Below are 25,436 nucleotides of genomic sequence, written 5' to 3'. Positions count from 1 at the left end.
CGCCGCGAAGCCGCGAAAGAGAAGAGACTAAGGATACGACATGGCTACTGATATCAAAGCGCCGACTTTTCCGGAATCCGTGTCAGAAGGCACGGTTGCGACATGGCACAAGAAGGTAGGCGACAGCGTCGAACGGGACGAGCTGCTCGTCGAGATCGAGACCGACAAGGTCGTGCTCGAAGTCGTCGCACCGGAGGCGGGAACGCTCTCCGATATCAACATCGAAGAGGGTAAAACCTGCGAATCCGAGCAGGTGCTGGGCACCCTAGGTGCGGCGTCCGAGGGGAAGCAGAGCGAAAAAAAGTCCGAGCCTAGCGCGAGCGATGATGGCGAGGGTAAAGACAAGTCCCAGAGCGATAGCGGCAAGGAAAGCGCAGATTCGAAGCCGGCTGCCTCCGGTAAGACTCATGACGTGAAAGCGCCGAGTTTCCCGGAGTCCGTGCAAGAAGGCACGGTTGCCAGCTGGGCCAAGAAGCCAGGCGAATCGGTCAAGCGCGATGAGATTATTGCCGAGATCGAGACCGACAAGGTCGTGCTCGAGGTGGTCGCGCCGGCTGACGGCACACTTTCCGAAATTCACGTCGAAGAGGGCGGGGTTGTCGAGTCCGAAGCGCTCCTGGCCGTCTTTTCCGAGGGTGGCGGCGGTTCGGAAGGCGCTTCTGCCGAATCCGCTGACGATCAGGACCCGGCATCTGGCGCCGACAACGACGAGCAGGACGCCAAGGTCGACGGCAAGATCCTCGCTCCCGCAGCTCGCAAGATGGCGGCCGAAAACGATCTCGACGTCAGCAAGATCGAAGGGACCGGCAAGGGCGGTCGCGTGCTGAAGGAAGACGTCCAGAAAGCATTAAAGGATGGCTCGGCCAAGAAATCGGCCCCGGCTGACAGTGGTGCGAAAACGCCGAAGGCGGCAGCGACTCCGTCGCCGGCGGTCGAAGGCGATCGTCCCGAGCAGCGCGTACCGATGAGCCGGCTGCGCCAGACCATTGCCAAGCGTCTGGTTCAGGCGCAGCAGACTGCCGCTATGCTCACCACCTACAACGAGGTGGACATGACCGCGGTCATGTCGCTGCGCAGCCAGTACAAGGACACCTTCCAGAAGGCGCACGACGTCAAGCTCGGCTTCATGGGCTTTTTCGTCAAGGCGGCAACGGAAGCGCTCAAGCGCTTCCCGGACGTCAACGCCTCCATCGACGGCACCGACATCGTCTACCACGGCTATCAGGATATCGGCGTGGCGGTTTCCACGCCGCGTGGGCTGGTCGTGCCGGTGCTTCGCGACACCGACAGCATGAAGCTTGCGGACGTCGAGAAGGCGATCGGCGACTTTGGTCAGCGCGGTAAACAGGGCAAGCTCGGCATCGAAGACATGCAGGGTGGCACCTTTACCATCACCAATGGCGGCATCTTCGGTTCGCTGATGTCGACGCCGATCCTGAATCCGCCGCAGACCGCGATCCTGGGCATGCACAAGATCCAGGAGCGGCCGATGGCGGTGAACGGCAAGGTCGAGATTCGTCCGATGATGTATCTCGCGGTCTCCTACGATCACCGCATGATCGACGGCAAGGACGCGGTCCAGTTCCTCGTCGCCATCAAATCGCTGCTGGAAGATCCGGCACGCCTGCTGCTCGACATCTGAGCTGCAATCTCTGAAGACCTTGCATTCGGTTCGCCGGGTTTGCCCGGCGAACGGCAATCGAAGCGAACAGGAAATCTTTCATGGCCGATAAATTCGATGTAATCGTCATCGGTGCGGGTCCTGGCGGCTACGTCGCTGCGATTCGCGCCGCCCAGCTGGGCCTCAAGACAGCCTGTGTCGAGAAATGGGTCAACAAGGAAGGCAAGACCGTCCACGGCGGCACCTGCCTGAACGTGGGCTGCATTCCGTCCAAGGCGCTGCTCGAAACGTCGCACAAATTCGTCGAGACGCGTGATCACTACGCCGAGATCGGTATCAATGTCGGCGAGCTCGACACCGACATCGGCAAGATGCTGGAGTTCAAGAACAGCGTCATTGCCAAGAATACCGGCGGCATCAGCGCACTGTTCAAGGCCAACGGTGTTACCGCGCTCGAAGGTACCGGCAAGTTGCTCGACGGCAAGAAAGTGGAAGTCACCGGGCAGGACGGCAAGGCCGAAACCTATGAGGCCGACAATGTCATTCTCGCCTCGGGTTCCGTGCCGGTGAACATTCCCCCCGCGCCGATGACCGACGATATCATCGTCGATTCCGCCGGGGCCCTGGAGTTCACCGAGGCTCCCAAGCGCCTGGGTGTCATCGGCGCAGGCGTCATCGGGCTCGAGCTCGGCAGCGTCTGGAGCCGTCTCGGCAGCGAAGTCACCATGCTGGAAGCGCTCGACACCTTCCTGCCGATGGTCGACCAGGCGGTTGCCAAGGAAGCGCAGAAGCTGTTCAAGAAGCAGGGCCTCGATATCAAGATGGGCGCTCGAGTGACCGGCTCCGAGATCAAGGGTGAAGGCGACGCACGCGAAGTCGTGGTCAAGTACACCGACAGCGACGGCGAGCAGGAGCAGGTCTTCGACAAGCTGATCGTCTGTGTGGGTCGCAAACCCTACACCGACAGCCTTCTCGACGACGGCGCCGGCATCAAGATGGACGAACGCGGTTTCATCTTTGTCGACGACCAGTGCCGAACCAACGTCTCCGGCGTCTACGCCATCGGCGACGTGGTGCGCGGCCCCATGCTCGCTCACAAAGCCTCGGAAGAGGGCATCATGGTCGCCGACGTCATCGCCGGTCAGAAGCCCGAGATGAACTATGACGCCATTCCGAGCGTGATCTATACCGCACCCGAAGTCGCTTGGGTGGGGATCAACGAGCAACAGGCGAAAGAGCAGGGTATCGAGGTCAAGACAGGTAGCTTCCCGTTCTCGGCCAGCGGCCGAGCACTCGCCAACAATGCGCCGGAAGGGATGGCCAAGGTGATCGCGGATGCCGAAACCGATCGCATTCTCGGTATCCACATCATCGGTCAGCACGCCGGCGAGCTGATCGCGCAGGGCGTCATCGCCATGGAGTTCGGCTCCAGCGCCGAAGATCTGGCGCTGACCTGCTTCGCGCACCCGACGCTCTCCGAAGCGGTGCACGAAGCAGCACTCGCCGTTGACGGCCACGCGATTCACGCGGCCAACCGCAAGAAGCGCAAGTAAGTCGTTATCCCGCTTTTTGCTTGAGGTGCCGCCCGGGTCCGGGCGGCACGGGGGCATCGGGTCACAGTGGCCGGGTGCCATTCGAGTCACATGCAACCTAATGGCATGAATCGATGAACCTTCACGAGTATCAAGGCAAACAGCTGTTTGCCGATTACGGTCTTCCGGTGTCCAAGGGCTTCGCGGTCGACACCCCCGAAGAAGCCGCACAGGCTTGCAAGAAAATCGGCGGCGACAAGTGGGTCGTCAAAGCCCAAGTTCACGCAGGCGGCCGCGGCAAGGCCGGTGGCGTCAAGCTGGTCCAGAGCCCGGAAGAGGCCAAGGCCTTCGCCGAGCAGTGGCTAGGCAAGAACCTGGTGACCTTCCAGACCGACGCGAAGGGCCAGCCGGTCGCCAAGATTCTGGTCGAGAACTGCACCGACATCGCCAACGAGCTCTACCTCGGCGCCGTCGTCGATCGCAGCACGCGCCGCGTCGTCTTCATGGCGTCCACCGAGGGTGGCGTCGAGATCGAGAAGGTCGCCGAAGAGACGCCCGACAAGATCCTCAAGGCCGAGATCGACCCGCTGACCGGCGCACAGCCCTACCAGGCGCGTGAACTGGCTTTCAAGCTGGGCCTGAACAAGGAACAGATCAAGCAGTTCACCAAGATCTTCCTGGGGCTCTCCAAGCTGTTCCATGACAAGGATCTGGCGCTTCTGGAGATCAACCCGCTGGTGATCACCGAAGACGGCAACCTGCACTGCCTCGATGCCAAGATCGGCCTCGACAGCAACGCGCTTTACCGACACCCGGACCTGCAGGCAATGCGCGATCCTTCCCAAGAAGATGAGCGTGAAGCGCATGCGCAGCAGTGGGAGCTGAACTACGTCGCGCTCGACGGCAACATCGGCTGCATGGTCAACGGTGCCGGTCTCGCCATGGGTACCATGGACATCGTCAACCTGAACGGCGGCAAGCCGGCCAACTTCCTCGACGTTGGCGGCGGTGCAACCAAGGAGCGCGTGGCGGAAGCATTCAAGATCATTCTCTCCGACACCAACGTCAAAGCCGTGCTGGTCAACATCTTTGGCGGCATCGTGCGTTGCGACATGATCGCCGAGGGCATCATTGGTGCCGTCGAGCAGGTCGGCGTCAACGTGCCGGTCGTGGTGCGTCTGGAAGGTAACAACGCCGAGCTGGGCGCCGACAAGCTGGCCTCCAGCGGACTGAACATCATCGCTGCTACCAGCCTGACTGATGCGGCTCAGCAGGTCGTCAAAGCGGCGGAGGGCAAGTAATGAGTATCCTGATCGACAAGAACACCAAGGTCATCTGCCAGGGTTTCACCGGCGGCCAGGGGACCTTCCACTCCGAGCAGGCTATCGCCTACGGCACCAACATGGTCGGCGGTGTGACGCCGGGCAAGGGTGGCCAGGAGCACCTGGGTCTGCCGGTGTTCGATACCGTCAAGGAAGCCGTCGAGAAGACCGGTGCCGAGGCATCTGTCATCTACGTGCCTGCCGCCTTCTGCAAGGATTCGGTCCTCGAAGCCGCCAACGCCGGCATCAAGCTGATCGTCTGCATCACGGAAGGCATTCCGACGCTGGACATGCTCGACGTCAAAGTGAAGTGCGATGAGCTGGGCGTGCGTCTGATCGGTCCGAACTGCCCGGGCGTCATCACGCCGGGCGAGACCAAGATCGGCATCATGCCGGGTCACATCCACAAGCCGGGCAAGGTCGGTATCGTGTCGCGTTCCGGCACCCTGACCTATGAAGCGGTCAAGCAGACCACCGATCACGGCTTTGGCCAGTCCACCTGTGTGGGCATCGGTGGCGACCCGATTCCGGGCTCCACCTTCATCGACATCCTCGAGATGTTCGAAAAGGACCCGCAGACCGAAGCGATCGTCATGATCGGTGAAATTGGCGGCACGGCCGAGGAAGAAGCTGCGGCCTACATCAAGGCCAACGTTTCCAAGCCGGTCGTCTCCTACATCGCGGGCGTTACCGCACCTCCGGGCAAGCGCATGGGCCATGCCGGTGCGATCATTGCCGGTGGCAAGGGGACCGCGGACGAGAAGTTCCAGACCCTCGAAGACGCCGGCGTCAAGACCGTACGCTCGCTGGCTGAAATTGGCGATGCGCTGAAGGCCGCTACCGGCTGGTAAGCGTCATCCGCTGACGCGAAGCTTCGGCTTCCCACAACGGCCCGCCAGGCTCTGCCAGGCGGGCCGTTGTCGTTTCCTCGTAAGCCGTTTTCCCGGCAGTCGTGGCGGCGCGGGTCGCTACTGCAGGGGCGCTCGCTGGGACTCGATGGGCCGTAACGGGTTCGGGGGCCCGCCCGCCGTGCTAGCGCTGGCTACGCTTGCTCATCATGCGCAGGAAGGTGCGGCCCGCCGTGATGAGGAAGATCGGGAAACCCGCGAGCAGGTAGAAATAGTAGGTCACGAAGCGCCAGATCAACACGGCCGCCGCGGCGCTCTGGGCACCGATCAAAGGCGTCAGCATCGCCGACGAGGTGAGTTCGGCACCGCCGGCGCCACCGGGGAGAAAGCTCAACTGGCCGGCGGCCATGGAGACCATCTGGACCAGGAAGGTCCATGCCCAGTCGATATGCTGGCCGAGGCCCTGCACGACCAGGTACAGAATGCTGTAACGGATCAGCCAGTGGGCGCAGCAGAGCAGAAATACCGTCAGCAGCAGCCAGCGTGGTAGTCGTAGCGTCTCGACCAGTGAGTTGCGAAAGTGCAGCAGCCGTCGAGCCAGGCCGAAACGCGAGCGTCGCTTGACGTTGAGCTTCTCCAGCCAGCGGCCGGTGACCTGCATGACCCGGTTGTAATTGCTCAGCGTCAGCCACAGCAGGCCCAGCGCGGTCACCAGCAGCAGCGTGGGTAGCCCCACGAGCCAGCCAAGATTGAGATCCACCGCCTCAATCAGCACGTAGATTGCCACGCCCACGAGCCCGGAGAGGAAGAAGAGCAGATCGGTCAGCTGATCGACGGCGAAGATTGCCGAGGCCTGGGCCGGGCGCACCCCGCGTCGTGACAGCAAGCCGAGCAGTGTTAACGGTCCGCCAGTGCCGCCCGGTGTCGCACAGATCGCGAACTCGGTCGCCATGATGATCGAGAACGCCCGCGTCTGGGAGAGTCGCCCGGCGCGACCGGCCAGCAGCAGGCGCAGGCGAAGCGCATTGATGTTCCAGCAGACGAAGACCATGCCCAGCATGATCATCAACTGTGACGTGGGAAAACCGCGCAGTTCGGTAACGATGCCGCGGCCGCCGACGAGCAGCGGTATCGCCAGCGCTGCGACCAGTCCCAGGGCGAGGAACCAGAGAATCCGTTTCATGCCGTGTTGCGACTCCCGAAGGAGGGCGTTGTGGGTGCCGCTGCCTGGCGGTCGAGCCAGTCCCGCTTGGTGATCGGCTGACGCCCGCTGGCCAGCAGCGCCTCGACCAGCTTCAGCCAGTAGTCGCGGGAGAGGCGGTGGCGCATATCGACCGGATGGAGCGCCAGGCGAACGAGCGCCGCCCGTTCGGCACGGCGCTGTTGCAGCGTACTGACAACGCGTGACATGCCACGGCGCCAGGCACTTCGCGCGCTCCAGACGATACTTGGTGCCTCGAGCGGCGTGAAGTCGGGCAAACGATAGAGTCGCTGGGGGTCGCTGGTGTAGCGAAAGGGTCGCTCGGCGAGGGCCTCGCGGGTGCCGGTGCTCATCAGCCAGGCCGGTGCAACGAATCCTTCATGGGGCCAGCCACACGCCTCGAACTGCGCCATGCCGCGATCGAGCAGGGCGCCCGCCTCGGCGCGATCCAGGGTGTAGAACTCGCCTTCCCAGGTATAGAACCGGCGCATGTAGAAATCGCGGAGCGTGCGCGGTGAGGGCGCGTCGTCGCGGTGGAAATAGCCGTGCAGCGCCAGCTCGTCCCCGAGCATCACGCGGGCATCCAGCGCCTGGCGTAACCGTGCGCTGGCACGGCACTCGCCGCGACCGTGGAAGTCCGGCACCACTAGCCAGGTCATGTCCACCCGACGGCCGTAGCGTGCCCCCAGCGCGTCGACGTCGGCGACGAAATCGCGATAGTCGTCCCACGTCTCCGGGGCGATATCGTGGAGAACCAGCGAAAAATGACGCTCACCCATGCTGCGGCCCCTGCTGTGCTTCCCGCGAGCCGACGCTCGACTGGGTCAGGCGGCGATAGTGGGAGAAAAGTCCATCGATGACGATATCCCAGTCATGATGGCGTTCGACATAGCGACGGGCTTCTCGACCGACGCTCGCGGCATCGTGATTGCCGAACAGCTCACGAATCGCCCGGACCATGTCCGCCGGCGAGTGGGGTTCGCTGAGAAACCCGCAACCCGCCGGGACGTTCTCGGTAAGCGCGCCGGCCCGGGCGGCGACCACCGGGATGCCGCAGGCCATCGCCTCCAGCGCGACCAGGCCAAAGGTTTCCTGCGTACCCGCGTGTACCAGAACGTCGCTGCTGGCGAGCCAGCTCGCGACCTCTTCGGTTGGCGTATAGCGATCAATGACGCTGACGTTGTCGGGGACCTGACTCGGCATGTTGGGGCCGACCAGCAGCAGGTGGTAGCCCTTGCCGAGCTGCCGGCTCATCTCCAGCAGATGATGAAGATTCTTCTCCCGCGAGCCGCGGCCGACAAAGATCATCAGCTTGGTGTCGTCGTCGAGTCCCAGCCGCTGGCGCAGCGTCGAATCCTGATAGCGGGGATGGAAACTCTCGAGATCGACGCCCAGCGGCTGCACCGTGACCCGTTCGAGACCGATCCGCTTGAGCCGCTCGGCCATCACCTGGCTAGGTGCGAGGACCTGATCGAAGCGGCGGTAGAGACGATACACGTAGCGCTCCACCAGCCGGTCGCTGCCGAGGCCCAGGCGATTGCTGATCAGTCGCGGTAGATCCGAGTGATAGAAGCCGACGACCGGCACGTCGAGCTGGCGCCCGGCATTGAGCGCTGCCCAGCCGGTAACGTAGGGGTCGCCGGCTTCAATGATGTCCGGCGCGAGACGCACGAGTTGTTGCTCCCAGCCGCGTTTGCGCAGGGGGAAGCGGTAGCCCTTGCTGAAAGGCAGGGGGGGAGAGGGAACCTGGTAGACGCCCTCGCCGGTAGGAGGCTGCGGACCGGGGATCAGCAGGCTGCAGGTCGTGCCCGGGCGCCGGGCCAATCGGCGATGCTTGGCATCGAGATAGGTGCGAACCCCGCCACTGGCAGGGGCGTAAAACATCGTAACGTCGGCAATATGCAACGAGCCGCTCCTCTTAGAAACCGTCCCTGTCGATACGGCACATTCCGGTATGGTGCAGACGCGTCAGCCTGTCGGGTCACCGTGAGCGAGTGTGGCCCCGTGGCGTGTGCGTCGAGGAGTATATCGCGCCGTTGTCACGAGGTGTTCACACCATGGTGGTAGCCGCCGCTCGTGGCATGAGCGGCGGCAGGGGAGGTCAGTCGGCGGGTGTGGCGACCAGCGAGCGAGTGGCTTCGCGTGCTTCCACGAGCTTGACCCGAATCGCATCGCCGAGCTTGTAGCGCGGCTCGTCGGCGATCTGAATCCGTCCCTCTTTGTCGTCGATGACGACCTGGGTGCGATCGCTATGGATCAGCGGCGCGGGGACGAAGGCAGTGGCGCCATTGGCGATGAGGCGAACACGCATGCCGCCGCGGCGAATGTCCATGATCTCGGCGTCGAAGACGGTGCCATCGTCGAGAGAGGCGCCGAGATAGCGGACATACAGCCAATCCTTGACGTCGCGCTCGGCCATGCGATTGAGACGCCGGCGCTCCGTCAGCTGCTCGGTGAGCTTCTGGCTGGCTTCTTCCGGCGCCGTCTCCGACTTGAGTACGCGCTTGATCAAGCGGTGATTGACCATGTCACCGTACTTGCGAATGGGCGACGTCCAGGTGGCGTAGGCGGAAAGGCCCAGACCGAAGTGCGGGCCGGGCTTGGCCGACATGTTGGTGTAGCCCTGGAAGCGGCGCAGACGCACGTCGAGCCAGGCGTCCTCGCGCGCATCCAGCGCCCGACGAAACTCGCGGTAGCGAGGCAGCTCCGCGAGCTGTTCACGCTCGACCTCGATTCCCTGGCCGGCGAGAAACTCCATCGCCTGATCGATCTTCTCCGGCTCGAACGCATAGTGAACGTTGAAGATGCCGTGGCCGACCTGGCTGGCGAGAAGATCCGCGCAGCAGGCGTTGGCAACGATCATCGACTCCTCGATCATGCGCTGGGCAATGCGACGTTCCTCGGTACGAATCGCCAGCACGTTGCCGGCATCGTCGAGATCGAAGACATAGTCGGGACGATCCTTGAAGACCAGCGTATTCGCCTCACGCCAGGCGCTGCGCGCCTGCGTGAGCGCCTCCAGCGTCTTGAGCTGATCGGCGATCGGCTCGGCGGGGGCCTCGGCACCTTCGGCGTCTTCCAGCCAGTCGGAGACGGCATCGTAGACGAGCCGCGCCTGGGAGCGGATGTTGGCAGCGAAGAAGCGGTACTCACCCAGTGATCCGTCGGCATGCACGTGCAGACGGCACGCCAGTACCGGCCGTTCGACGTCCGGTTTCAGCGAGCAGAGATCGTCCGCCAGCGCTTCCGGCAACATGGTGATGTTCTGCCCCGGCAGATAGACGGTGAAGGCGCGGGTGCGCGCTTCGAGGTCCGCCGGGTGGGACTCGTCGACGTAGGCGGTGGGATCGGCGATCGCCACCGTCAGCAGCCACCCATCGTCCGTGGTTTCGATGCGCAGCGCATCGTCCATGTCCCGGGTCTTCTCGCCGTCGATGGTGAAAAACGCCTCGTCGGTGAGGTCTTCGCGGGTCAGGCCTTCGTCGGCCAGCGGCCAGGAATCGGCAGCCGGCGGGCACTCCTGCTCGAGCGCATGACGGGCGAGGGTGACGCGCCACGGCACTGCCGGGTCGTCACTCTTGACCACCAGCTCGTCGATCTGTGCGAAGAAACCGCGATCGTCAGCTCGCATGGGATGGCGGATCAGCCGTGCGACGACCCAGTCGCCGTCGGCGATGGCGTCCTCTTCCAGCGAGCGCTTGAGCCGCGACTTGAGCGCCAGGTTGATCGACGGGTGGTCGGGTACGACGGCGAGACGGCCCTCGCGTTTCTGAACCCGGGCGACGAATCGTTCGAGCGAGGCTTCGAGCAGCGTCTCGGGTTCGGCTTGTTTCTTGTCGCCGTCCTCCTTGATCGTCGCTTCGATACGATCGCCGTGAAGCACACGCTTCATCGCGGGGGGTGGAATGAAGTAGGAGCTGCCATCTTCGGATTCGAGAAAGCCGAAGCCCTTCTCGGTGGCCTTGATGGTGCCCTGAACGCGGGGCGTGTTGGCACGAATCTCTTGTTTGAGCTGAGCCAGAAGATCGTTGTTCTGCAGCATCGGATCGAATCGGTCGGTGGACGAGATCGCCACTATACGGATTCCGTCAGGACCACGCCAATGACGGGCTCCGTGGCGATCCCCATCAGTGCGGATCGGCGGCCTCATGAACAGCCACCTGGGGGAGGCGAGTCGACCGGGCGTTGCACCCTGGGGCGGGGGGAGTGAGAGGAAACGTTTACCTGCGTGGCCCTCGGGGGCTTGGTAATTGGTATGCAAGTGGTTATGTTGAGACATTCTGACCGTCGCCGTTGGCGACCCCGGCTTCCCAGCTCGCGAGCGCGCCACTGCCATGAACGGAATTGAAGCCGACCTTCGTCTTGACCCGAGCCACGCCACGCCACTCTACCTGCAGTTGGCCGCACGTCTCGTCGACGCCATCGATGGGGGGCAGTGGCAGACGGGGCAGGCACTGCCTTCGGAGCGCGCGCTGGCACAAAGGGTCAATGTCTCGCGGATCACCGCGCGCAAGGCGCTGGATCGGCTGGTGGCTCGGGGCCTGATCCGGCGCGCGAGGGGCTCGGGCACCTTCGTTGCGCCCCGCGTCGACCCTTCACTGTCACGCCTGACCAGTTTCACCGAACTGCTGATACAGCGCGGTCATCGCCCCAGTTCTCGCTGGCTACATCGGGAGTCCGGTCACGCGACCGCCGAGGAGTGCGCGCGTCTCGACCTTGCCGCGGATACCGCCGTCTGCCGGCTCAAGCGCCTTCGCCTGGCCGACGACGTCGTGGTCGCGGTCGAGGAGACCAGCTTGCCTTCGTGTGTGCTCGATGAGCCGCAGGCGGTGACGCACTCGCTCTACGCGACGCTTGCGTCCCGCGGCACGCCGATCGTCAGAGCGCGCCAGCACATCTCCGCGATCAATGCCTGGCCGTCACTTGCCAGGCTTGCCGAAGTCGAACCCCAGCAGGCGCTATTGATGATGACGCGTATCGGCTACCTCGCCGACGGACGCGCGGGAGAGCTGACGGTGACCTACTGCCGCACCGACTACTACGACTTCCAGGTGGAGCTGGCGCCATGACCCCTCGTGTCGGCCTCACCGACGATCAATCCAGACCGCCCCTCAAAACGGAAACACCCATGCTCTACGGCAACATACTCACTCCCGACGGCTGGCGACTCGGCAGCCTGAACTGGCAGTCGGGGCGGATTACCGGCATTGACGGCGAGGCCGTGGATCCCGAGAGCAACGATCACCCGCGCATCCTGCCGGGCTTCGTCGATCTGCACGTTCACGGCGGCGGCGGCGCGGATGCGATGGAGGGCGGGGACGCCGCGACGACCCTGGCGCGAACCCATGCGCGTTTCGGCACCACCAGCCTGCTGGTGACCACGATGACGGCGCCGCTCGACGACATCCGCCGCGTTCTCGCGGAGACGTCCCGCGTAGTGAGCGCGGGTCCCGATCAGGGAGCGCGTCTGCTCGGCGTGCATCTGGAGGGGCCCTACCTCAACCCCGACAAGCTCGGCGCCCAGCCGCCCTATGCGCTGCCGGGCACGATCGATGCCGTGGACGTGCTGCTTGCGCTCGCGCCGATTCGGCTGATCACGCTCGCGCCGGAGCTTCAGGGGCACGCCGAGTTGATCCGCCATCTCGCCGACCGCGGCGTCCGGGTCCAGCTCGGCCACACGCTGGCCAGCTACGAAGAGGGCGTTGCGGCACTCGGCCACGGCGCCAGCGGCTTTACGCATCTGTTCAACGCCATGACCGGGCTGCACCATCGCGAGCCCGGCATGGTTGGCGCGGCACTGGCCCACGCCGAATACGCCGAAATCATCCCCGACCTGCTCCACGTCCACCCGGGGGCCATCCGTGCGGCGCTGCGGAGCATTCCGCGGCTCTATGCGGTGACCGACTCCACCTCGGCGGCGGGCATGCCGGATGGCGACTACCGCCTCGGCGAGCAGCACGTCACCAAATGTCTCGGCGGTGTCCGGCTCGCCGACGGCACCCTGGCGGGCAGTACGCTCACCATGGATCGTGCCCTGCGCAATTTCGTCGAGATCGGGCTCGATCTCGCCGAGGCCTCGGATCGACTCTCCCGATTTCCCGCCGAGTTTCTGGGGGAGACCGACGTCGGCCGGCTGGCCCCCGGTGCCTACGCGGATATCGCGGTTTTCTCGCCGGCGCTCGAGCTCGAGGCGGTCTACGTCGGCGGCGAACGGCTCGACTCCGTCGCCGGCGATCACGCAACCCCATTACCCACCTCTGAGGAGTCGATCTGATGTCACTCATGTTGCAGGAAGCCCAGAGCGCCCCGGCACAGCTCGCCAGCCAATGGTCAGCCAACGCCGCGCGTGTTGCCGATATCGGCCGTCGCCTGCGCGACGCCGATCCTCGCGGCCTGCTCACCGTGGCTCGCGGCAGTTCCGATCACGCCGCCGCCTATCTTGGCTACCTGGGAATGAAACGTCTGGGGCTGCCGACGGCGTCGATTCCGCCGTCGCTCGGCACGCTCTCGCCGGCGCCCTGGCGGGTACGGGATCAGCTGGCAGTCGCGATCTCCCAGTCCGGAGCCAGTCCGGATCTGATCGCCGCCCAGCGGGCCCTCGCCGAGGGTGGCGCGCGCACGCTGGCGCTGGTCAATACACCCGATTCGCCGCTTGGCGACGCCAGCGACGAGACACTGCTTCTGCACGCCGGGGTCGAGAAGAGCGTCGCCGCGACCAAGAGCTACCTGGCGACACTCGCCGCCTGCGCGCATCTCGTCGGCGCCTGGCAAGAGGATGGCGAGCTTCTCGGCGCCCTCGAGCGACTCCCGGAGCGCCTCGAGCGAGCGGCCGCGCTCAGCTGGCAGCCGGCGATCGAGGCGCTGCAGGGCGTGGATCGCATGATGGTCATCGGCCGCGGGGTCGGGCTCGGCATTGCCCAGGAGGCGGCGCTCAAGTTCAAGGAGACCTGTGGCATCCAGGCCGAGGCCTTCAGTGCCGCCGAGGTGCGTCACGGGCCGATGGCGCTGATTGGCGAGCATTATCCCGTGCTCGTGTTCGCGCCGCCCGGGCCGGAGCAGGCGGGCCTGCTCGAGCTGGCCACCTGGCTTGAGAGCGTCGGGGCTCGGGTACTGCTGGCGGCGGATGACGGCGTTGCGTCGCGTCAGCTCGATCTGGTCGATGCCGGTCACGATGACCTGCAGCCGCTGACGACGATCCAGAGCTTCTATCCGATGGCGGCGGCACTCGCCGTGGCGCGCGGCGGCGACCCCGACCGGCCGCCGCACCTCAAGAAGGTGACGCGCACGCTGTAAACGCCTGGCGGTCAGCCAGTCATCCGGTTTGAACGAGAGTCTATGCATGCAAGTTTCTACCCAGACACTGCTCGCCCCGCTGCGGGGCGTCGTCGTCCCGCTGGACGAAATCCCGGATCCCGTCTTCGCCGGCGCGGCCATGGGCCCCGGTATTGCCATTGATCCGCTCGACGACACGCTTTATGCCCCCTGTGACGGTCAAATCGTGCACTGCGCACGCACCCATCACGCGCTGACGCTTCGCGCTAACGACGGTTGTGAATGGTTGATGCACATCGGGCTCGATACGGTCGATCTTCAAGGCGAGGGCTTTGACATCCTGGTTGCCGAGGGAAGCCAGGTGACGGCCGGCGCGCCGCTGTGTCGCTTCGACGTGGACCGGCTCGCGAAGAAGGCGACGGCATTGATCACGCCGCTGGTGCTGACCAATGCCGACGCGCGACAGATCGAGTGGTGCGCGAACCCGGGGACGATCGTCGAGCGTGGCGCCGAATTGCTGAGGGTGACGTCAACGACGGATGCCGCCGCCGAGGACGGCACCCTCCCGGAGAGTCCGGGGGAAACGGTGCGCCGAGAGGCGCGCATCGGGGCGAGCAGTGGCCTGCACGCTCGCCCCGCTGCGAGGCTACGGGCGCTCGCCACGGAGTTCGCGGTGGAGATGCATCTGGTCAGCGACGCCCGCGAGGCGAGCGTCGCCAGTCTCAGCGGCCTGCTCGGCCTTGGTCTGATGCAGCATGACCGCGTCAGTGTCGTGGCGCAGGGCGCACAGGCCGATGCCGCGGCGTCGGCCGCGGTCGCCCTGCTCGAGCACGCCGAGACGAGCGACACACCGTCGACGGCATCCGGCGTCGAAAGTGACAGTCAAAGCGCGCAGGAAACGGCTCCCGGGACGCTTCGCGGACTTTCCGCCAGTCCGGGGTTGGCGGCAGGTCGGCTGTGCCATTTCCAGCGGTCGTTGCCCCGGGTTGCCACGGAGGGCGAAAACCGCGCTGACGAGCGCCGGTCGCTGGAGGCTGCGCTTTCGCAGGTCGCCGAGGCGCTCGGTCAGGCCGAGCGTCGGGCGCGGGCGCGCCAGCAGACCGCAGAAGCGGAGATCTTCGAAGCGCATCAGGCGTGGTTGGCGGACCCGGCGCTGAAAACAGCCGCCGAAGCACGAATTGACGCCGGACGCGGCGCCGGGCAGGCGTGGTTCGAAGCGCTCGAGAGCGAGATCATGCGCCTCGAGGAGTCCCAAAGCGCCGTGCTGGCGGGGCGCGCCGCCGATCTTCGCGACCTGCAGCGTCACGTCATGCAGGAGCTGGCGATCGAGGGAGAGGGAGTCGATGACGATGTCACCGGCGCGATCGTCGTCGCCCGCGAGCTCACGCCCTCCGAATTCGTTGCCATCGCCGAGCGTATCGCCGGACTCTGCCTGGCGGCTGGCGGGACGACCTCCCACGTGGCGATTCTGGCGCGCGCCCGCGGCGTGCCGTGCGTGGTGGCGCTGGGCGAGTCACTGATGACCCTCGAGGCGGACGAGGTGTGCCTCGATGCGGATCGGGCCACGCTCGAATGGGCGCCCGATGCCGAGCGCCTGGCGGCATTCCGTGCCGAGCGCGAGCGCCGCGCCGGGGCCGAGCGCGAGGCAAGGGCGAATGCCGACGCGCCGGCGGTGACTCGGGATGGTCGCCACGTGCACGTGCTCGCCAACGTCGGTTCGGCGGATGAGGCTGTCACTGCCGCCGACGCCGGCGCCGAGGGGGTCGGGCTGATGCGCAGCGAATTTCTGTTTCTCGCCGGTGACGAGGCGCCGAGCCAGCAGGCGCAGCGTGAGGTGTATGCGCGCACGCTCGAGGCGCTCGGCGGCCAGCCGGTCACGGTGCGGCTCTTGGATATCGGTGCCGACAAGCAGTTGAGTTACCTCACGCTGCCGCAGGTACCCAATCCCGCGCTCGGCGAGCGTGGCGTCCGGCTGTGGCAGACGCTGCCGACACTGTTCGACGCCCAGCTCGATGCGCTGCTCGAGGCCGCCGAGGCGGGCGCCCGGGATGCCGACGGTGTCCCGGCCCTGCGCTTGATGGTGCCCATGGTGAGTGACGTCACCGAGCTGCATTTCGTTCGCCAGCGGATGGCGTCGCGCGCCGCACGCCTGGGGATCACCCGGCTGCCGCTGCTGGGCGCGATGGTGGAGGTGCCGAGTGCCGCGCTCTGTGCCGACAGCCTGGCGCGAGAAGCGGATTTTCTCTCCATTGGCACCAATGACCTTACACAGTACGCGCTGGCGATGGACCGGGAGGCAACGGCGCTCGCGGCGCGCTGCGACGTTCTGCATCCCGGCGTTTTGAAGCTGATCGAACTCTGCGTACAGGGGGCCGCGGGACACTGTCCGGTGGGGGTCTGCGGCGCGGCGGCAGGGGATCTCACGGCCGCCGCCGTGCTGGTCGCGCTTGGCGTCGATGAGCTGTCGGTGGAGCCCGCGCGTGTCGCCAGCGTGAAGGCCGAGCTGCGCAAGCTCGATGCAGCTGGCCTGCGCGAGGCCCTGCCGTCGCTGATGGCACACGACGATGCCGCAGGAGTGCGGGCGGCGATGGCCGCGCTGGCGTCACAATCGACTGCTACTCCATAACAAGAATCAGGAGTTTTCCATGATCAAGACCTTCGGTTCCCGACTGATGGGCGGGCTGCAGAAGTTAGGGCGCTCGCTGATGTTGCCGATCGCGGTGTTACCGGTAGCCGGTTTACTACTGCGCCTGGGGCAGCCTGACCTGCTGGACATCGCCTTCATCGCCAATGCCGGCAACGCCATCTTTGCGAATCTGGCGCTGATCTTCGCCATCGGTGTGGCGGTGGGCTTCGCCGACGATGACAACGGCGCCGCCGGCATGGCCGGGGTGGTGGGCTATCTGGTGCTCAACGGCGTGCTCGAGACGCTCAACCCCGAGATCAACATGGGGGTGCTGTCGGGCATCATCATCGGTAGCGTGGCGGGGCTGCTCTACAACCGTTACAAAGCGATCAAACTGCCGGATTATCTCGCCTTCTTTGGCGGTCGACGCTTCATTCCCATCGCCACCGGCCTGGCCGCGGTCGCGCTCGGCGGGCTCTTCGGCATCATCTGGCCGCCAATCCAGCACGGCATCGACCAGCTCGGGCAGTGGCTGATCGATGCCGGCAATCTGGGGCTCTTCGTCTATGGGGTGCTCAACCGCGTGCTGATCGTCACCGGCCTGCACCATGTGCTCAACAGCTTTATCTGGTTCGTGTTTGGCACTTTCGACGGCGCCACCGGCGATCTCAACCGCTTCTTCGCCGGCGATCCCAGCGCCGGCAGCTTCATGGCGGGCTTCTTCCCGGTGATGATGTTCGGGCTGCCGGCGGCGGCGCTGGCGATGTATCACGCTGCGCCGAGGTCGCGCCGGGCGCAGGTCGGCGGCTTGCTGCTGTCGCTGGCGCTGACGGCGTTTCTGACCGGCGTGACGGAGCCGATCGAGTTCTCGTTCATGTTTCTCGCCCCCGCGCTCTATGCGCTACATGCAGTGCTCACCGGTGTGTCGATGGCGGTCATGAATGTTCTGGACGTCAAGCTCGGTTTCACCTTCTCCGCCGGGGCGTTCGACTATGCGCTCTCCTACGGTCTCTCGACCAACGGCTGGCTGATGATTCCCGTGGGGCTGGTCTACTTTGCCCTCTATTACGTCGTCTTCCGCTGGGCGATTTTGCGCTTTGACCTGCCCACACCCGGGCGCGAGCCGGAGACCGCGGCGAGCGTGGCGGCGCCGAAGGCACAAGGGGACGCTCGTGGCGGTGCCTTCGTGACGGCACTCGGCGGGGCGCGCAATCTGGTCAGCGTGGGCGCCTGCACCACGCGGCTGCGACTGGTCCTGCATGATGATCAGCAAATCGACGAGCCGGCGCTCAAGGCGCTAGGCGCCCGCGGCGTGCTGCATCTGAGTGGCGGCGGGCTGCAGGTGATCCTCGGCCCCATCGCTGACGGCGTGGCGGATGAGATCCGCGTCAGCGTGCGGGAGCACGGACAGACCCTGGGGCGCGCAGCGCCGGCGACCAGCGATGCGGCACTCGAGACGGCAAGGCTTGATGACGCCTCGGCAACAGCCTGGCTTGCGGCGCTCGGCGGCCGGGACAATCTTCGCGAGGTCTCGGCCGCTGCCACCACGCGCCTGCGTCTCTCGCTCGTAGATCCGAGTCAGCTCGACGAAAGCACGCTCGAATCCCTGGGCACCCTGGGCGTCCAGCGCTTCGATGATGGCCTGGTGCATCTGGTCGTCGGGCGACAGGCGGTGGCGATTGCGCAGTCGATTGCGACATTCTCGCCGCACTCCTGAGGGCGAGAGCGGGTCCCGCCACCATCAGGCAGGGGAAATCGAGAAGGGGAGGCCGCTTGCCGCTGGGCAAGCGGCCTTTTTCATGACGCGCTCGCCGTCTTCGGGGCCGCCGGGGTGCCCTGATGCAATAGTCCAATAGTGACCGACTGACGCGAAAAGCTCGCTACGCTGAAGCCGAAGTCGAACGAGGAAAGGTGGGATGTCTTAACCCGTTTTTTTCAGGAAAAAGGGTGATAACGATGACTACGCCAAGCGTCAATTCGGATCAGCACGACAGTCAGTACAACGTGTTCGTGGTGGGGTTGAATGATGTCAACCGAGCTCGGCTGGCACGGCTCAGAGGGGCGGAGCGTTGCAATTTTTTAGGGGTGATCGACCCTGCCGAGGTCTACGACACCGAGATATTTCCGATCGAGGACATGGTCGAGCGAGCGGGCGAGACGCTGGAGGCCTTCGGCGACCACATCGACGCCATCGTCGGTTACATGGATTTCCCCGTCTCGACGATGCTGCCGCTGCTTTGCGAGCGCTTTCATACCCGCACCACCAGTCTCGAGAGCCTGCTCAAGTGTGAGCACAAGTACTGGAGCCGGTTGGTTCAGCGCGAGGTCGTTGGCAACTACATCCCGCGCTTCACCGCCTTCGATCCTTTCGATGACGAGGCGCTGACGGCGATCGGTCAGGCCGGGCTCTACTTCCCCTTCTTCATCAAGCCGATCAAGTCCTCCGGCTCGCGACTCGGATTTCGTATCGACAGACCGGAGGATTTCACCTCTGCCATCGCCCAGCTGCGCGAGCAGATCGGGTCGATCTCCGAGCCGTTCAATTTCATTCTCGACCGTGCCCAGGTCCCCGATGAAGTGCGCGCCGTCGACGGGGGGTTCTGCATGGCCGAGGAGATCATTGGCGGGTGGCAGTGCACCGTTGAGGGCTACGTTCACGAAGGGCGGGTCGAGCCCTACGGTATCGTCGACTCGCTGCGCTATCCCCATGTGCTCAGCTTTCTCTGCTATCACTACCCCTCGAAGCTGCCAGAACGTATCCAGGCCAAGATGCGCGAGTTGACGACCGCTGTGCTCGAGCACATCGGCTATGACAACGCTGCCTTCAACGTCGAGTTCTTCTGGGACGAGGTGCAGAACCGCATCTGGCTGCTGGAGATCAATACCCGGATCTCCCAGTCCCATTGCGATATCTTCGAGAAGGTCGACGGCGTCAGCCACCAGCAGGTCACCGTCGACCTGGCGCTCGGTCGCTCCCCCGATATGCCCCACCGCGAGGGCAAGTTCCCCGTGGCGGGTAAGTTCTTCTATCGCGTGTTCTTCGGTGACGCCGTGGTCAGCCGGGTGCCGAGCGAGGAAGAGCTGGCGACGCTTTGCCACGAGTTCCCCGGCACGGTGATCGATCTGCAGGTCACGGCCGGTCAGCGTCTCTCCACCCTCACCGAACAGGACAGCTACAGCTACGCGCTCGCCTACGTCTGGATGGGCGCGGCAGACAGCGAGGCATTGGAGGCGAACTACCGGCAGCTCGCCGAGCGGCTCCAGTTTGAATTCACTCATGTGGCGGGCTGACAACGCGCCGCGGCAGTTTCAGGGAACAAGGCATGCAGATCATCGACGATTTTCCCCATCCGGTGCTCGAGGAGGAGACCTGGATCGAACTGGCTGAGGGTATTCGACTGGCGGCGCGCATTCGGCGGCCGGCGGCGGGCCCACCGGTTCCCGCCATTCTCGAATACCTGCCGTATCGCAAGCGTGACCTCACCGCCCAGCGCGATGCCGGCATGCATCACTACTGGGCCGGGCATGGCTACGCTGGCGTGCGGGTGGATATTCGGGGGACCGGCGAGTCCGATGGCGTACTCGAGGACGAGTATCTGCAGAGCGAACTCGACGATGGGGTGGCAATCATCGAGTGGCTGGCGCGCCAGAGCTGGTGCGACGGGAGCGTCGGCATGGTGGGGATCTCCTGGGGGGGCTTCAACGGATTACAGGTCGCGGCACTGCAGCCGCCGGCGCTCAAGGCGGTCATTACCCTGTGTTCGACCGATGATCGCTACGCCGACGATGTCCACCACATGGGCGGGTGTCTGCTGGTGGACAATCTGTCCTGGGCATCGACCATGCTCGACGGTAACGCCTGTCCACCGGACCCCGCTCTGGTGGGAGATCGCTGGCGGGAGATGTGGCACGAGCGGTTGGCAGGGAGCGGCCTGTGGCTCGAGAAGTGGTTGCAGCACCAGCGCCGTGACGACTACTGGAAACACGGTTCGGTGTGTGAGGACTTCAGCGCCATTCGCTGTCCGGTCTATGCGATCAGCGGATGGGCGGACGGCTACTGCAACGCGGTCTTCCGTCTACTGGCCGGTCTCTCGTCGCCCTGCAAGGGGCTGGTGGGACCGTGGTCACACAAGTATCCGCATCTGGGCGTGCCGGGGCCGGCGATCGGCTTTCTGCAGGAATCCTTGCGCTGGTGGGACTACTGGCTCAAGGGAATCGACACCGGGATCATGGATGAGCCGGCGCTGCGGGTCTGGATGCAGGAGTCCGCGCCGCCGTCGACTCGCTATGACGAGCGTCCCGGTCGTTGGGTAGCGGAACCCACCTGGCCCTCGCCGAACATCGACACGCAGCATTTCCGGCTGACCCCGGGACACGACCTGGTGCCCGACGACGACAGTGCGCCGCCGCCGGTCGATCGGGCGCTGACGTTACGCTCGCCGCTCTCGGTTGGCCTGCACTCCGGCAAGTGGTGCTCCTACAACGCACCGCCGGACCTGCCCCACGACCAGCGCGAGGAGGATGGCGGCGCGATAATCTTTCAGACAGCGGCACTGGAGACGCCGCTGGAGATCTGTGGCCAACCCTATCTGGAACTGTCGCTCTCCGCCGATCAGCCGGTGGCGATGGTCGCGGTGCGGCTGATCGACATTCACCCCGACGACAAGGCGACTCGCGTCTCCTGGGGGCTGCTGAACCTCACTCATCGCAACGGCCACGAACATCCCGAGCCGCTAAAACCCGGTGAAACGTACCAGGTTCGCGTGGCCCTCAAACATATTGCCCAGCAGTTCCCCGCCGGTCACGCCATCCGCGTATCGGTCTCGACCAGCTATTGGCCGCTGGCGTGGCCGGCGCCGGTGCCGGTTCGCCTGACCTTTCATCCGGCAGCCTGCCGGCTGCATCTGCCGGTGCGAGCCCCTCGGCCGGCGGAAGAGGCTGCACTCCCCGCGTTTGGACCGCCGCAGGCGGCGCCTCCGCTGGCCACCACGGTGCTCGAAACCTCCCGGGAGGCATGGCGCGCGATCCGCGATCTGGCGTCACATATCAACACGCTGGAGGTGATCAACGATGAGGGGCGATACCGCCTGGAGGAGATCGATCTCGAGATCGCCGCACGGGTGACCGAACGCTATAGCTATGCCTACGGCGATTACGACAGCCTCGAGGGCACGACACTCTGGGAACGAGAGTTTCGCCGCGGTGACTGGCACGTGCGCATCGTCAGTCATACCCGGCTGACGTCGACCAGCGAGGCGTTTCGTATCCAGGCGACGCTGGATGCCTGGGAAGGGGAGAGCTGGGTCTATTCGCAGAGCTGGGACGAGCATGTGCCGCGAGACCTGGTGTAAGCACAGGGGGTGACGCCGGGCGGGGCACCGGCGTGGACCGATGCCTGGCCGAACCCGGGGAGAGGCCGAGCAGCGGCGCCTCGATCCGACCGCCATCTATCGCCGTCGAGGCGAGGATGGCCTAAGGTCTAGGATCTATCGCCATCAGTGCCCGGCAAAGGGGCGCCAGTCGTGCCATCGACGTAGCGCCCCTTTTCAGCGCTGGCCTCATTACCGACCCTGGAGCGCCCATGCGCCAGCATTTGATCGTTAGCGACCTCGACAGCACGCTGCTCAACGCCGAGCACCGTATCGATGATCTCACGCGCGAGACTCTGCGTAAGCTCTCGGCGCAAGGCCATGTGATCGCGCTTGCCTCGGGGCGCCACTACCGCGATATCGCCCTGTTTCGTCGCCGCCTCGAGATCCCCGCCTGGCTCATCAGCAGCAACGGGGCATACGTTCACGACCCGGAGGATAACCTCGTCAGCGAGGCGCTGGTACCGCCCACTCAGGCCGAGGCGCTCACGGCGCTACCGCGCCCCAGGGACGTGCGGCTCAATCTCTACACGCGGGAACGCTGGCTGATCGACGCCGAGGCGCCGGCGCTGCTGAAGCTCCATGCCACGACAGGATTCACCTACGAGGTCGCAGATCTCGCGGCGGCCGCCGTCGGTGAGCCGGTGAGCAAGGTGCTCTATATCGGCGAGCCGTCAGCGCTGGCACCGATCGAGCAAACCCTGCGTGAGCGCTTCGCCGAGTCGCTGCACGTCACCTACTCTGCCGCGGACTCGCTGGAGATCATGGGGCAGGGCGTCAACAAGGCGATGGCACTGACACGGGTGCTCGCCGCACTCGACATGGAGCCAACGCAGACGCTCGCCTTCGGCGATAACTTCAATGACGTCGAGATGCTGACGCTGTCGGGCCACGCCTTCGTCGTCGACAACGCGCACCCACGGGTGATCGATCAGCTGCCCCAGGCGACACGTATCGGCGCGCACAATGAGCTGGGTGTGGCGCGCGCACTGAGAGCGTTTTTCGACCTTGACTGACATCAGTGCGAGGCCACTCCAACGGCCCGGCGGTCCTCAGGGCCGCCGAGCTTCGCTACTCCTGCTTCGAGCCGTCTTCGAGCCGGCGCAGCTGATGCCACACTTCGCGGCGTAGATCGGCCAGACGCGGACGCTCCTCCGGCTCGAAGGCGATGGGGCGGGTCATGGCGATGGCACGCAGACCCAGCCGTGCCGTCAGCAAGCCGGCCCCCAGTCCCTGTCCGGCCCGCGCCGATAGTTTGCCGGCCACGTTCATCGAGAGCAGATCCATGCCGGCATCGGTCGCCATCTCGCTGGCGCCCGCGAACGCCATGTTGCGCAGCACGTCGCGAAAGAGACGCAGCCGGCTGGCGTAGCCGAGCTGAAGTCCGTAGAGCGCGGCAATGCGGTCGAGCATCGCGATGTTCCGCCACGCCATCAGTGACATGTCGATGAGCGTGAGCGGGCTGATGGCGACCATGACCGCCGTTTCTCCTGACATTCGGGTCACCAGACGCCGCGCCGCCCGGTCGCGGGGGTGCAACAGATGGTGGGCGACAAGCTCACGAGTCTCGTGGGCGCTGTGATGCGGTTGGTGGGCCTGAACGAAAGACTGCCAGTGAGGATGCGATGTCGACAGTTCCATCTGGCTTCGCAGTGCACCGGCGAGGGCCATCGGATCATGCGCCGATGTGTCAGCCTCGGGCTGCATCCACTCCTCGTCCAGGCGTGCGCGCAGCCGTGCATGACGTCGCAGCTTGCGTAGCCGCCAGAGTTCCGCCACCAGCGCCTTGCCGCCGAGGCCGAGCAGCAGTATGCCCACCAGGCTCCAGGCGCCGGCGAGCCAGTCGCCGCCGAGCGCGGCGGCGTAGAGTGTGTCCATGGCCTGAACGAGCCCCAGCCCGAGTGTGGAGGCAAGCACCACGAAAAGCCCCCAGCGGCGCTTGCGCGGTGGCGCAAGGGCGGCATCCAGTGCTGGCGTCACGGGCGCTTCAGTGTCGCTCAGCGGCTCGGACTCCTGTGCCGGCAGATAGGTCCGGGCGCTTTCCAGGCGCTCTGCGACATCCGGGCTAGGGTCGTCCAGCCGGTAGTGGCGGCCGGGTCTAGGGTCGCTCATCGCAATTTGTCTCCCAGGAGCCACTCGAGCGCGGCGTCCATGCGAATGTGGGGCAGGGCACTGGCGCCATCGCTGGACGGCGGCCTGAAGCCGGTGAAAGTAAACCCTTGGCGTTGCCAGAAATCCGGCGAGGGAAGCGTTCGCGGAACGTCGCCGGGATAAATCAGCAGCGGCTGATCGTCGAGACCGTGGCCGCGCAGTACCGGCTGGCGTCGGCCCTCCTCTTCGATCTCCCGCGCTTCGGTGGCGCGAATGGCGGCCAGTGACAGGGCGCGCACGGGTACGTCGGCGTAGCGCAGATCCTTGATCGGCTCGGCGAGCAGCGCTTCGAGCAGCGTGACGAGGTTGGCGTGCTGATCCGGTGTCACGTGATCCGCCTTGGTGGCGGCAATCGCGAGGCGGTCGATTCGCGGCGAAAAGAGCCGATTGAGCAGGCTGCGTTTGCCGTAGTCGAAGCTTCGCATCAGCGTTGACAGTGCCAGCGACAGATCCTCGAAGCGCTCGGCGCCCGCATTCAGCGCGCCCAGCACATCCACCAGCACGATCTGCCGATCGAAGCGGCGAAAGTGCTCGCGATAGAACGGTTTGACCACGTGCTGCTGGTAGTAGCGAAAGCGTCTGGCAAGCGTCTGGTAGAGACTCGTCGACGGTAGCGAGTCGAGCGTGGCGCGGTCGCTCTCCTTGACGCCAGGTAGCGGGAAGAACTGCAGCACCGGCGCGCCCTGAAGATCGCCCGGCAGCAGAAAACGTCCCGGCTGCAGGTGCGAGAACCCGGCTTCGCGCGCCTGGCGAAGTGACTCGGCATAGCGCTCGGCCAGCGAGGCGAGCTCTGACTCGTCGACGATGTCGTCGGGTGTGAAGCGGGCCACGGCCTCCTGCCACTCCCGCGCGTAGCGCTGACGCTCTGGCCCCATCTGCTGCAGCTGCGACACGCTCCAGCTAAGAAAGTCGTGCTCGAGCAGTGGCAGATCGAGCAACCATTCGCCGGGGTAATCGATGAGATCGAGGGTGAGCGTGGCGGTATCGCCGAGCAGGCCGTGCGCACGCCGGGTGCGGTAGCGAAGCGTCAGGCGCAGTTCGCTGATGCCTCGGGTCGGCTCGGGCCAGCGCGGCGGTGTGGTGGCCAGCGAACTCACGGCTTCATCGAAGGGAAATCGCGGAATTCCGAGATCCGGCTGCGACATCCGCTGGGCGCCCAGCAGCCGCTCCTCGCGGGCGGCCTTGAGCAGGTCGAGCCGGGCATCGATCCCGGCATGACGCAGCTGATTGACCAGCGAGGTGAGAAAGGCCGTCTTGCCGGCGCGGGACAGCCCGGTCACGGCGAGGCGGAGCTGACGATCGCGGCCGCGGTCGATCAGATTCTGAATTTCCTGCGTCAAAGCTCGGCGCCTGGCCAATGTCTCGCGTCCTTGATCATGGGGTTACCCGCAATGTGCGGGCAAAAGCGAACCGAGACAAGGCTCGGGCAGAGACGAGAACGCCCCGCGAGGGCGGGGCGTTCTGGCTGCAGGGTGCGGCGCTTCTCGCCGCCGT

18 protein-coding genes are annotated in these 25,436 nt (G+C 65.3%); 12 read left to right on the top strand and 6 right to left on the bottom strand.

Going from position 1 to position 25,436, the window contains the following annotated elements; translation table 11 throughout:
• Positions 1–40: 40 nt before the first annotated feature.
• From odhB to sucD, 4 genes are all read left to right on the top strand, one after another.
• Positions 41–1,642, top strand: a complete 1,602-nt coding sequence (odhB, locus tag DOM41_RS16715; RefSeq protein WP_110687969.1) for a 2-oxoglutarate dehydrogenase complex dihydrolipoyllysine-residue succinyltransferase — start codon at positions 41–43, stop codon at positions 1,640–1,642.
• An 80-nt stretch (positions 1,643–1,722) separates the two neighbouring features.
• On the top strand, positions 1,723–3,174 hold the full coding sequence (gene lpdA, locus DOM41_RS16710) for a dihydrolipoyl dehydrogenase (RefSeq protein ID WP_110687968.1): 1,452 nt from the start codon (positions 1,723–1,725) through the stop codon (positions 3,172–3,174).
• Between the two features lie 113 nt (positions 3,175–3,287).
• Entirely contained in the window at positions 3,288–4,454 is a 1,167-nt protein-coding gene (sucC, locus tag DOM41_RS16705) for an ADP-forming succinate--CoA ligase subunit beta (RefSeq protein ID WP_110687967.1), read from the top strand.
• A complete protein-coding gene (gene sucD, locus DOM41_RS16700) occupies positions 4,454–5,326 on the top strand; it encodes a succinate--CoA ligase subunit alpha (RefSeq protein WP_110687966.1) in 873 nt (290 codons plus the stop codon). Before sucC ends, sucD begins: the two co-directional genes overlap by 1 nt.
• A gap of 181 nt (positions 5,327–5,507) precedes the next feature.
• Here the strand turns inward: sucD and gpgF are convergent, their stop codons facing one another.
• The 4 genes from gpgF to DOM41_RS16680 all read right to left on the bottom strand — a co-directional run bounded on the left by gpgF (position 5,508) and on the right by DOM41_RS16680 (position 10,566).
• Positions 5,508–6,506, bottom strand: a complete 999-nt coding sequence (gene gpgF, locus DOM41_RS16695) for a glucosaminyl phosphatidylglycerol flippase (RefSeq protein WP_110687965.1) — start codon at positions 6,504–6,506, stop codon at positions 5,508–5,510.
• Positions 6,503–7,303, bottom strand: a complete 801-nt coding sequence (gene gpgD, locus DOM41_RS16690; protein ID WP_110687964.1) for an N-acetylglucosaminyl phosphatidylglycerol deacetylase — start codon at positions 7,301–7,303, stop codon at positions 6,503–6,505. The genes gpgF and gpgD overlap by 4 nt, the downstream gene beginning before the upstream one ends.
• Positions 7,296–8,429 (bottom strand): N-acetylglucosaminyl phosphatidylglycerol synthase, encoded by a 1,134-nt coding sequence (gpgS, locus tag DOM41_RS16685; RefSeq protein ID WP_110687963.1) that lies wholly within the window; start codon positions 8,427–8,429, stop codon positions 7,296–7,298. Before gpgS ends, gpgD begins: the two co-directional genes overlap by 8 nt.
• 196 nt (positions 8,430–8,625) lie before the next feature.
• The gene (locus DOM41_RS16680) at positions 8,626–10,566 is read right to left on the bottom strand and encodes an exoribonuclease II (RefSeq protein WP_110688061.1); all 1,941 of its coding nucleotides are present in this window, start codon (positions 10,564–10,566) and stop codon (positions 8,626–8,628) included.
• Positions 10,567–10,858: 292 nt separating this feature from the next.
• On the opposite strand from DOM41_RS16680, the gene DOM41_RS16675 reads away from it, so the two are divergent.
• From DOM41_RS16675 to DOM41_RS16640, 8 genes are all read left to right on the top strand, one after another.
• A complete protein-coding gene (locus DOM41_RS16675; RefSeq protein ID WP_110687962.1) occupies positions 10,859–11,593 on the top strand; it encodes a GntR family transcriptional regulator in 735 nt (244 codons plus the stop codon).
• Between the two features lie 59 nt (positions 11,594–11,652).
• Positions 11,653–12,798, top strand: a complete 1,146-nt coding sequence (nagA, locus tag DOM41_RS16670; RefSeq protein ID WP_110687961.1) for an N-acetylglucosamine-6-phosphate deacetylase — start codon at positions 11,653–11,655, stop codon at positions 12,796–12,798.
• Complete coding sequence (locus DOM41_RS16665) at positions 12,798–13,817, top strand: SIS domain-containing protein (protein WP_110687960.1); 1,020 nt, start codon at positions 12,798–12,800, stop codon at positions 13,815–13,817. The genes nagA and DOM41_RS16665 overlap by 1 nt, the downstream gene beginning before the upstream one ends.
• A gap of 46 nt (positions 13,818–13,863) precedes the next feature.
• Positions 13,864–16,422, top strand: a complete 2,559-nt coding sequence (gene ptsP / locus DOM41_RS16660) for a phosphoenolpyruvate--protein phosphotransferase (RefSeq protein ID WP_110687959.1) — start codon at positions 13,864–13,866, stop codon at positions 16,420–16,422.
• Between the two features lie 19 nt (positions 16,423–16,441).
• Positions 16,442–18,139 (top strand): N-acetylglucosamine-specific PTS transporter subunit IIBC, encoded by a 1,698-nt coding sequence (gene nagE / locus DOM41_RS16655; RefSeq protein ID WP_110687958.1) that lies wholly within the window; start codon positions 16,442–16,444, stop codon positions 18,137–18,139.
• A gap of 239 nt (positions 18,140–18,378) precedes the next feature.
• Complete coding sequence (locus tag DOM41_RS16650) at positions 18,379–19,713, top strand: ATP-grasp domain-containing protein (protein ID WP_110687957.1); 1,335 nt, start codon at positions 18,379–18,381, stop codon at positions 19,711–19,713.
• Between the two features lie 32 nt (positions 19,714–19,745).
• Positions 19,746–21,773 carry a CocE/NonD family hydrolase gene (locus tag DOM41_RS16645; protein ID WP_110687956.1) on the top strand — a complete coding sequence of 676 codons (2,028 nt, stop codon included), beginning with the start codon at positions 19,746–19,748 and terminating at the stop codon, positions 21,771–21,773.
• Between the two features lie 230 nt (positions 21,774–22,003).
• Entirely contained in the window at positions 22,004–22,807 is an 804-nt protein-coding gene (locus DOM41_RS16640; RefSeq protein WP_110687955.1) for an HAD family hydrolase, read from the top strand.
• A 55-nt stretch (positions 22,808–22,862) separates the two neighbouring features.
• Here DOM41_RS16640 and DOM41_RS16635 read toward each other — a convergent pair whose 3' ends face one another.
• Together DOM41_RS16635 and DOM41_RS16630 are read right to left on the bottom strand one after the other, a co-directional pair.
• Positions 22,863–23,903 carry a YcjF family protein gene (locus DOM41_RS16635; RefSeq protein ID WP_110687954.1) on the bottom strand — a complete coding sequence of 347 codons (1,041 nt, stop codon included), beginning with the start codon at positions 23,901–23,903 and terminating at the stop codon, positions 22,863–22,865.
• Positions 23,900–25,282 (bottom strand): YcjX family GTP-binding protein, encoded by a 1,383-nt coding sequence (locus DOM41_RS16630; RefSeq protein WP_245391890.1) that lies wholly within the window; start codon positions 25,280–25,282, stop codon positions 23,900–23,902. Before DOM41_RS16630 ends, DOM41_RS16635 begins: the two co-directional genes overlap by 4 nt.
• Positions 25,283–25,436 lie beyond the last annotated feature (154 nt).

This window comes from Salinicola aestuarinus (assembly GCF_003206645.1).
GTDB classification, from domain to species: Bacteria; Pseudomonadota; Gammaproteobacteria; order Pseudomonadales; family Halomonadaceae; genus Salinicola; species Salinicola aestuarinus.
Note: the sequence above shows the minus strand (reverse complement) of the source record. Positions and strands in the feature narration are given on the sequence as shown.

Excerpts from the sequence above, each read along its gene's own strand:
- DOM41_RS16650 (WP_110687957.1), top strand. The coding sequence starts at position 18,379 with ATGACTACGCCAAGCGTCAATTCGGATCAGCACGACAGTCAGTACAAC.
- nagA (WP_110687961.1), top strand. The coding sequence starts at position 11,653 with ATGCTCTACGGCAACATACTCACTCCCGACGGCTGGCGACTCGGCAGC.
- DOM41_RS16680 (WP_110688061.1), bottom strand. The coding sequence starts at position 10,566 with ATGCTGCAGAACAACGATCTTCTGGCTCAGCTCAAACAAGAGATTCGT.
- DOM41_RS16645 (WP_110687956.1), top strand. The coding sequence starts at position 19,746 with ATGCAGATCATCGACGATTTTCCCCATCCGGTGCTCGAGGAGGAGACC.
- sucD (WP_110687966.1), top strand. The coding sequence starts at position 4,454 with ATGAGTATCCTGATCGACAAGAACACCAAGGTCATCTGCCAGGGTTTC.
- DOM41_RS16635 (WP_110687954.1), bottom strand. The coding sequence starts at position 23,903 with ATGAGCGACCCTAGACCCGGCCGCCACTACCGGCTGGACGACCCTAGC.
- ptsP (WP_110687959.1), top strand. The coding sequence starts at position 13,864 with ATGCAAGTTTCTACCCAGACACTGCTCGCCCCGCTGCGGGGCGTCGTC.
- gpgF (WP_110687965.1), bottom strand. The coding sequence starts at position 6,506 with ATGAAACGGATTCTCTGGTTCCTCGCCCTGGGACTGGTCGCAGCGCTG.
- lpdA (WP_110687968.1), top strand. The coding sequence starts at position 1,723 with ATGGCCGATAAATTCGATGTAATCGTCATCGGTGCGGGTCCTGGCGGC.
- DOM41_RS16675 (WP_110687962.1), top strand. The coding sequence starts at position 10,859 with ATGAACGGAATTGAAGCCGACCTTCGTCTTGACCCGAGCCACGCCACG.
- gpgD (WP_110687964.1), bottom strand. The coding sequence starts at position 7,303 with ATGGGTGAGCGTCATTTTTCGCTGGTTCTCCACGATATCGCCCCGGAG.
- DOM41_RS16640 (WP_110687955.1), top strand. The coding sequence starts at position 22,004 with ATGCGCCAGCATTTGATCGTTAGCGACCTCGACAGCACGCTGCTCAAC.
- DOM41_RS16665 (WP_110687960.1), top strand. The coding sequence starts at position 12,798 with ATGTCACTCATGTTGCAGGAAGCCCAGAGCGCCCCGGCACAGCTCGCC.
- nagE (WP_110687958.1), top strand. The coding sequence starts at position 16,442 with ATGATCAAGACCTTCGGTTCCCGACTGATGGGCGGGCTGCAGAAGTTA.
- sucC (WP_110687967.1), top strand. The coding sequence starts at position 3,288 with ATGAACCTTCACGAGTATCAAGGCAAACAGCTGTTTGCCGATTACGGT.
- odhB (WP_110687969.1), top strand. The coding sequence starts at position 41 with ATGGCTACTGATATCAAAGCGCCGACTTTTCCGGAATCCGTGTCAGAA.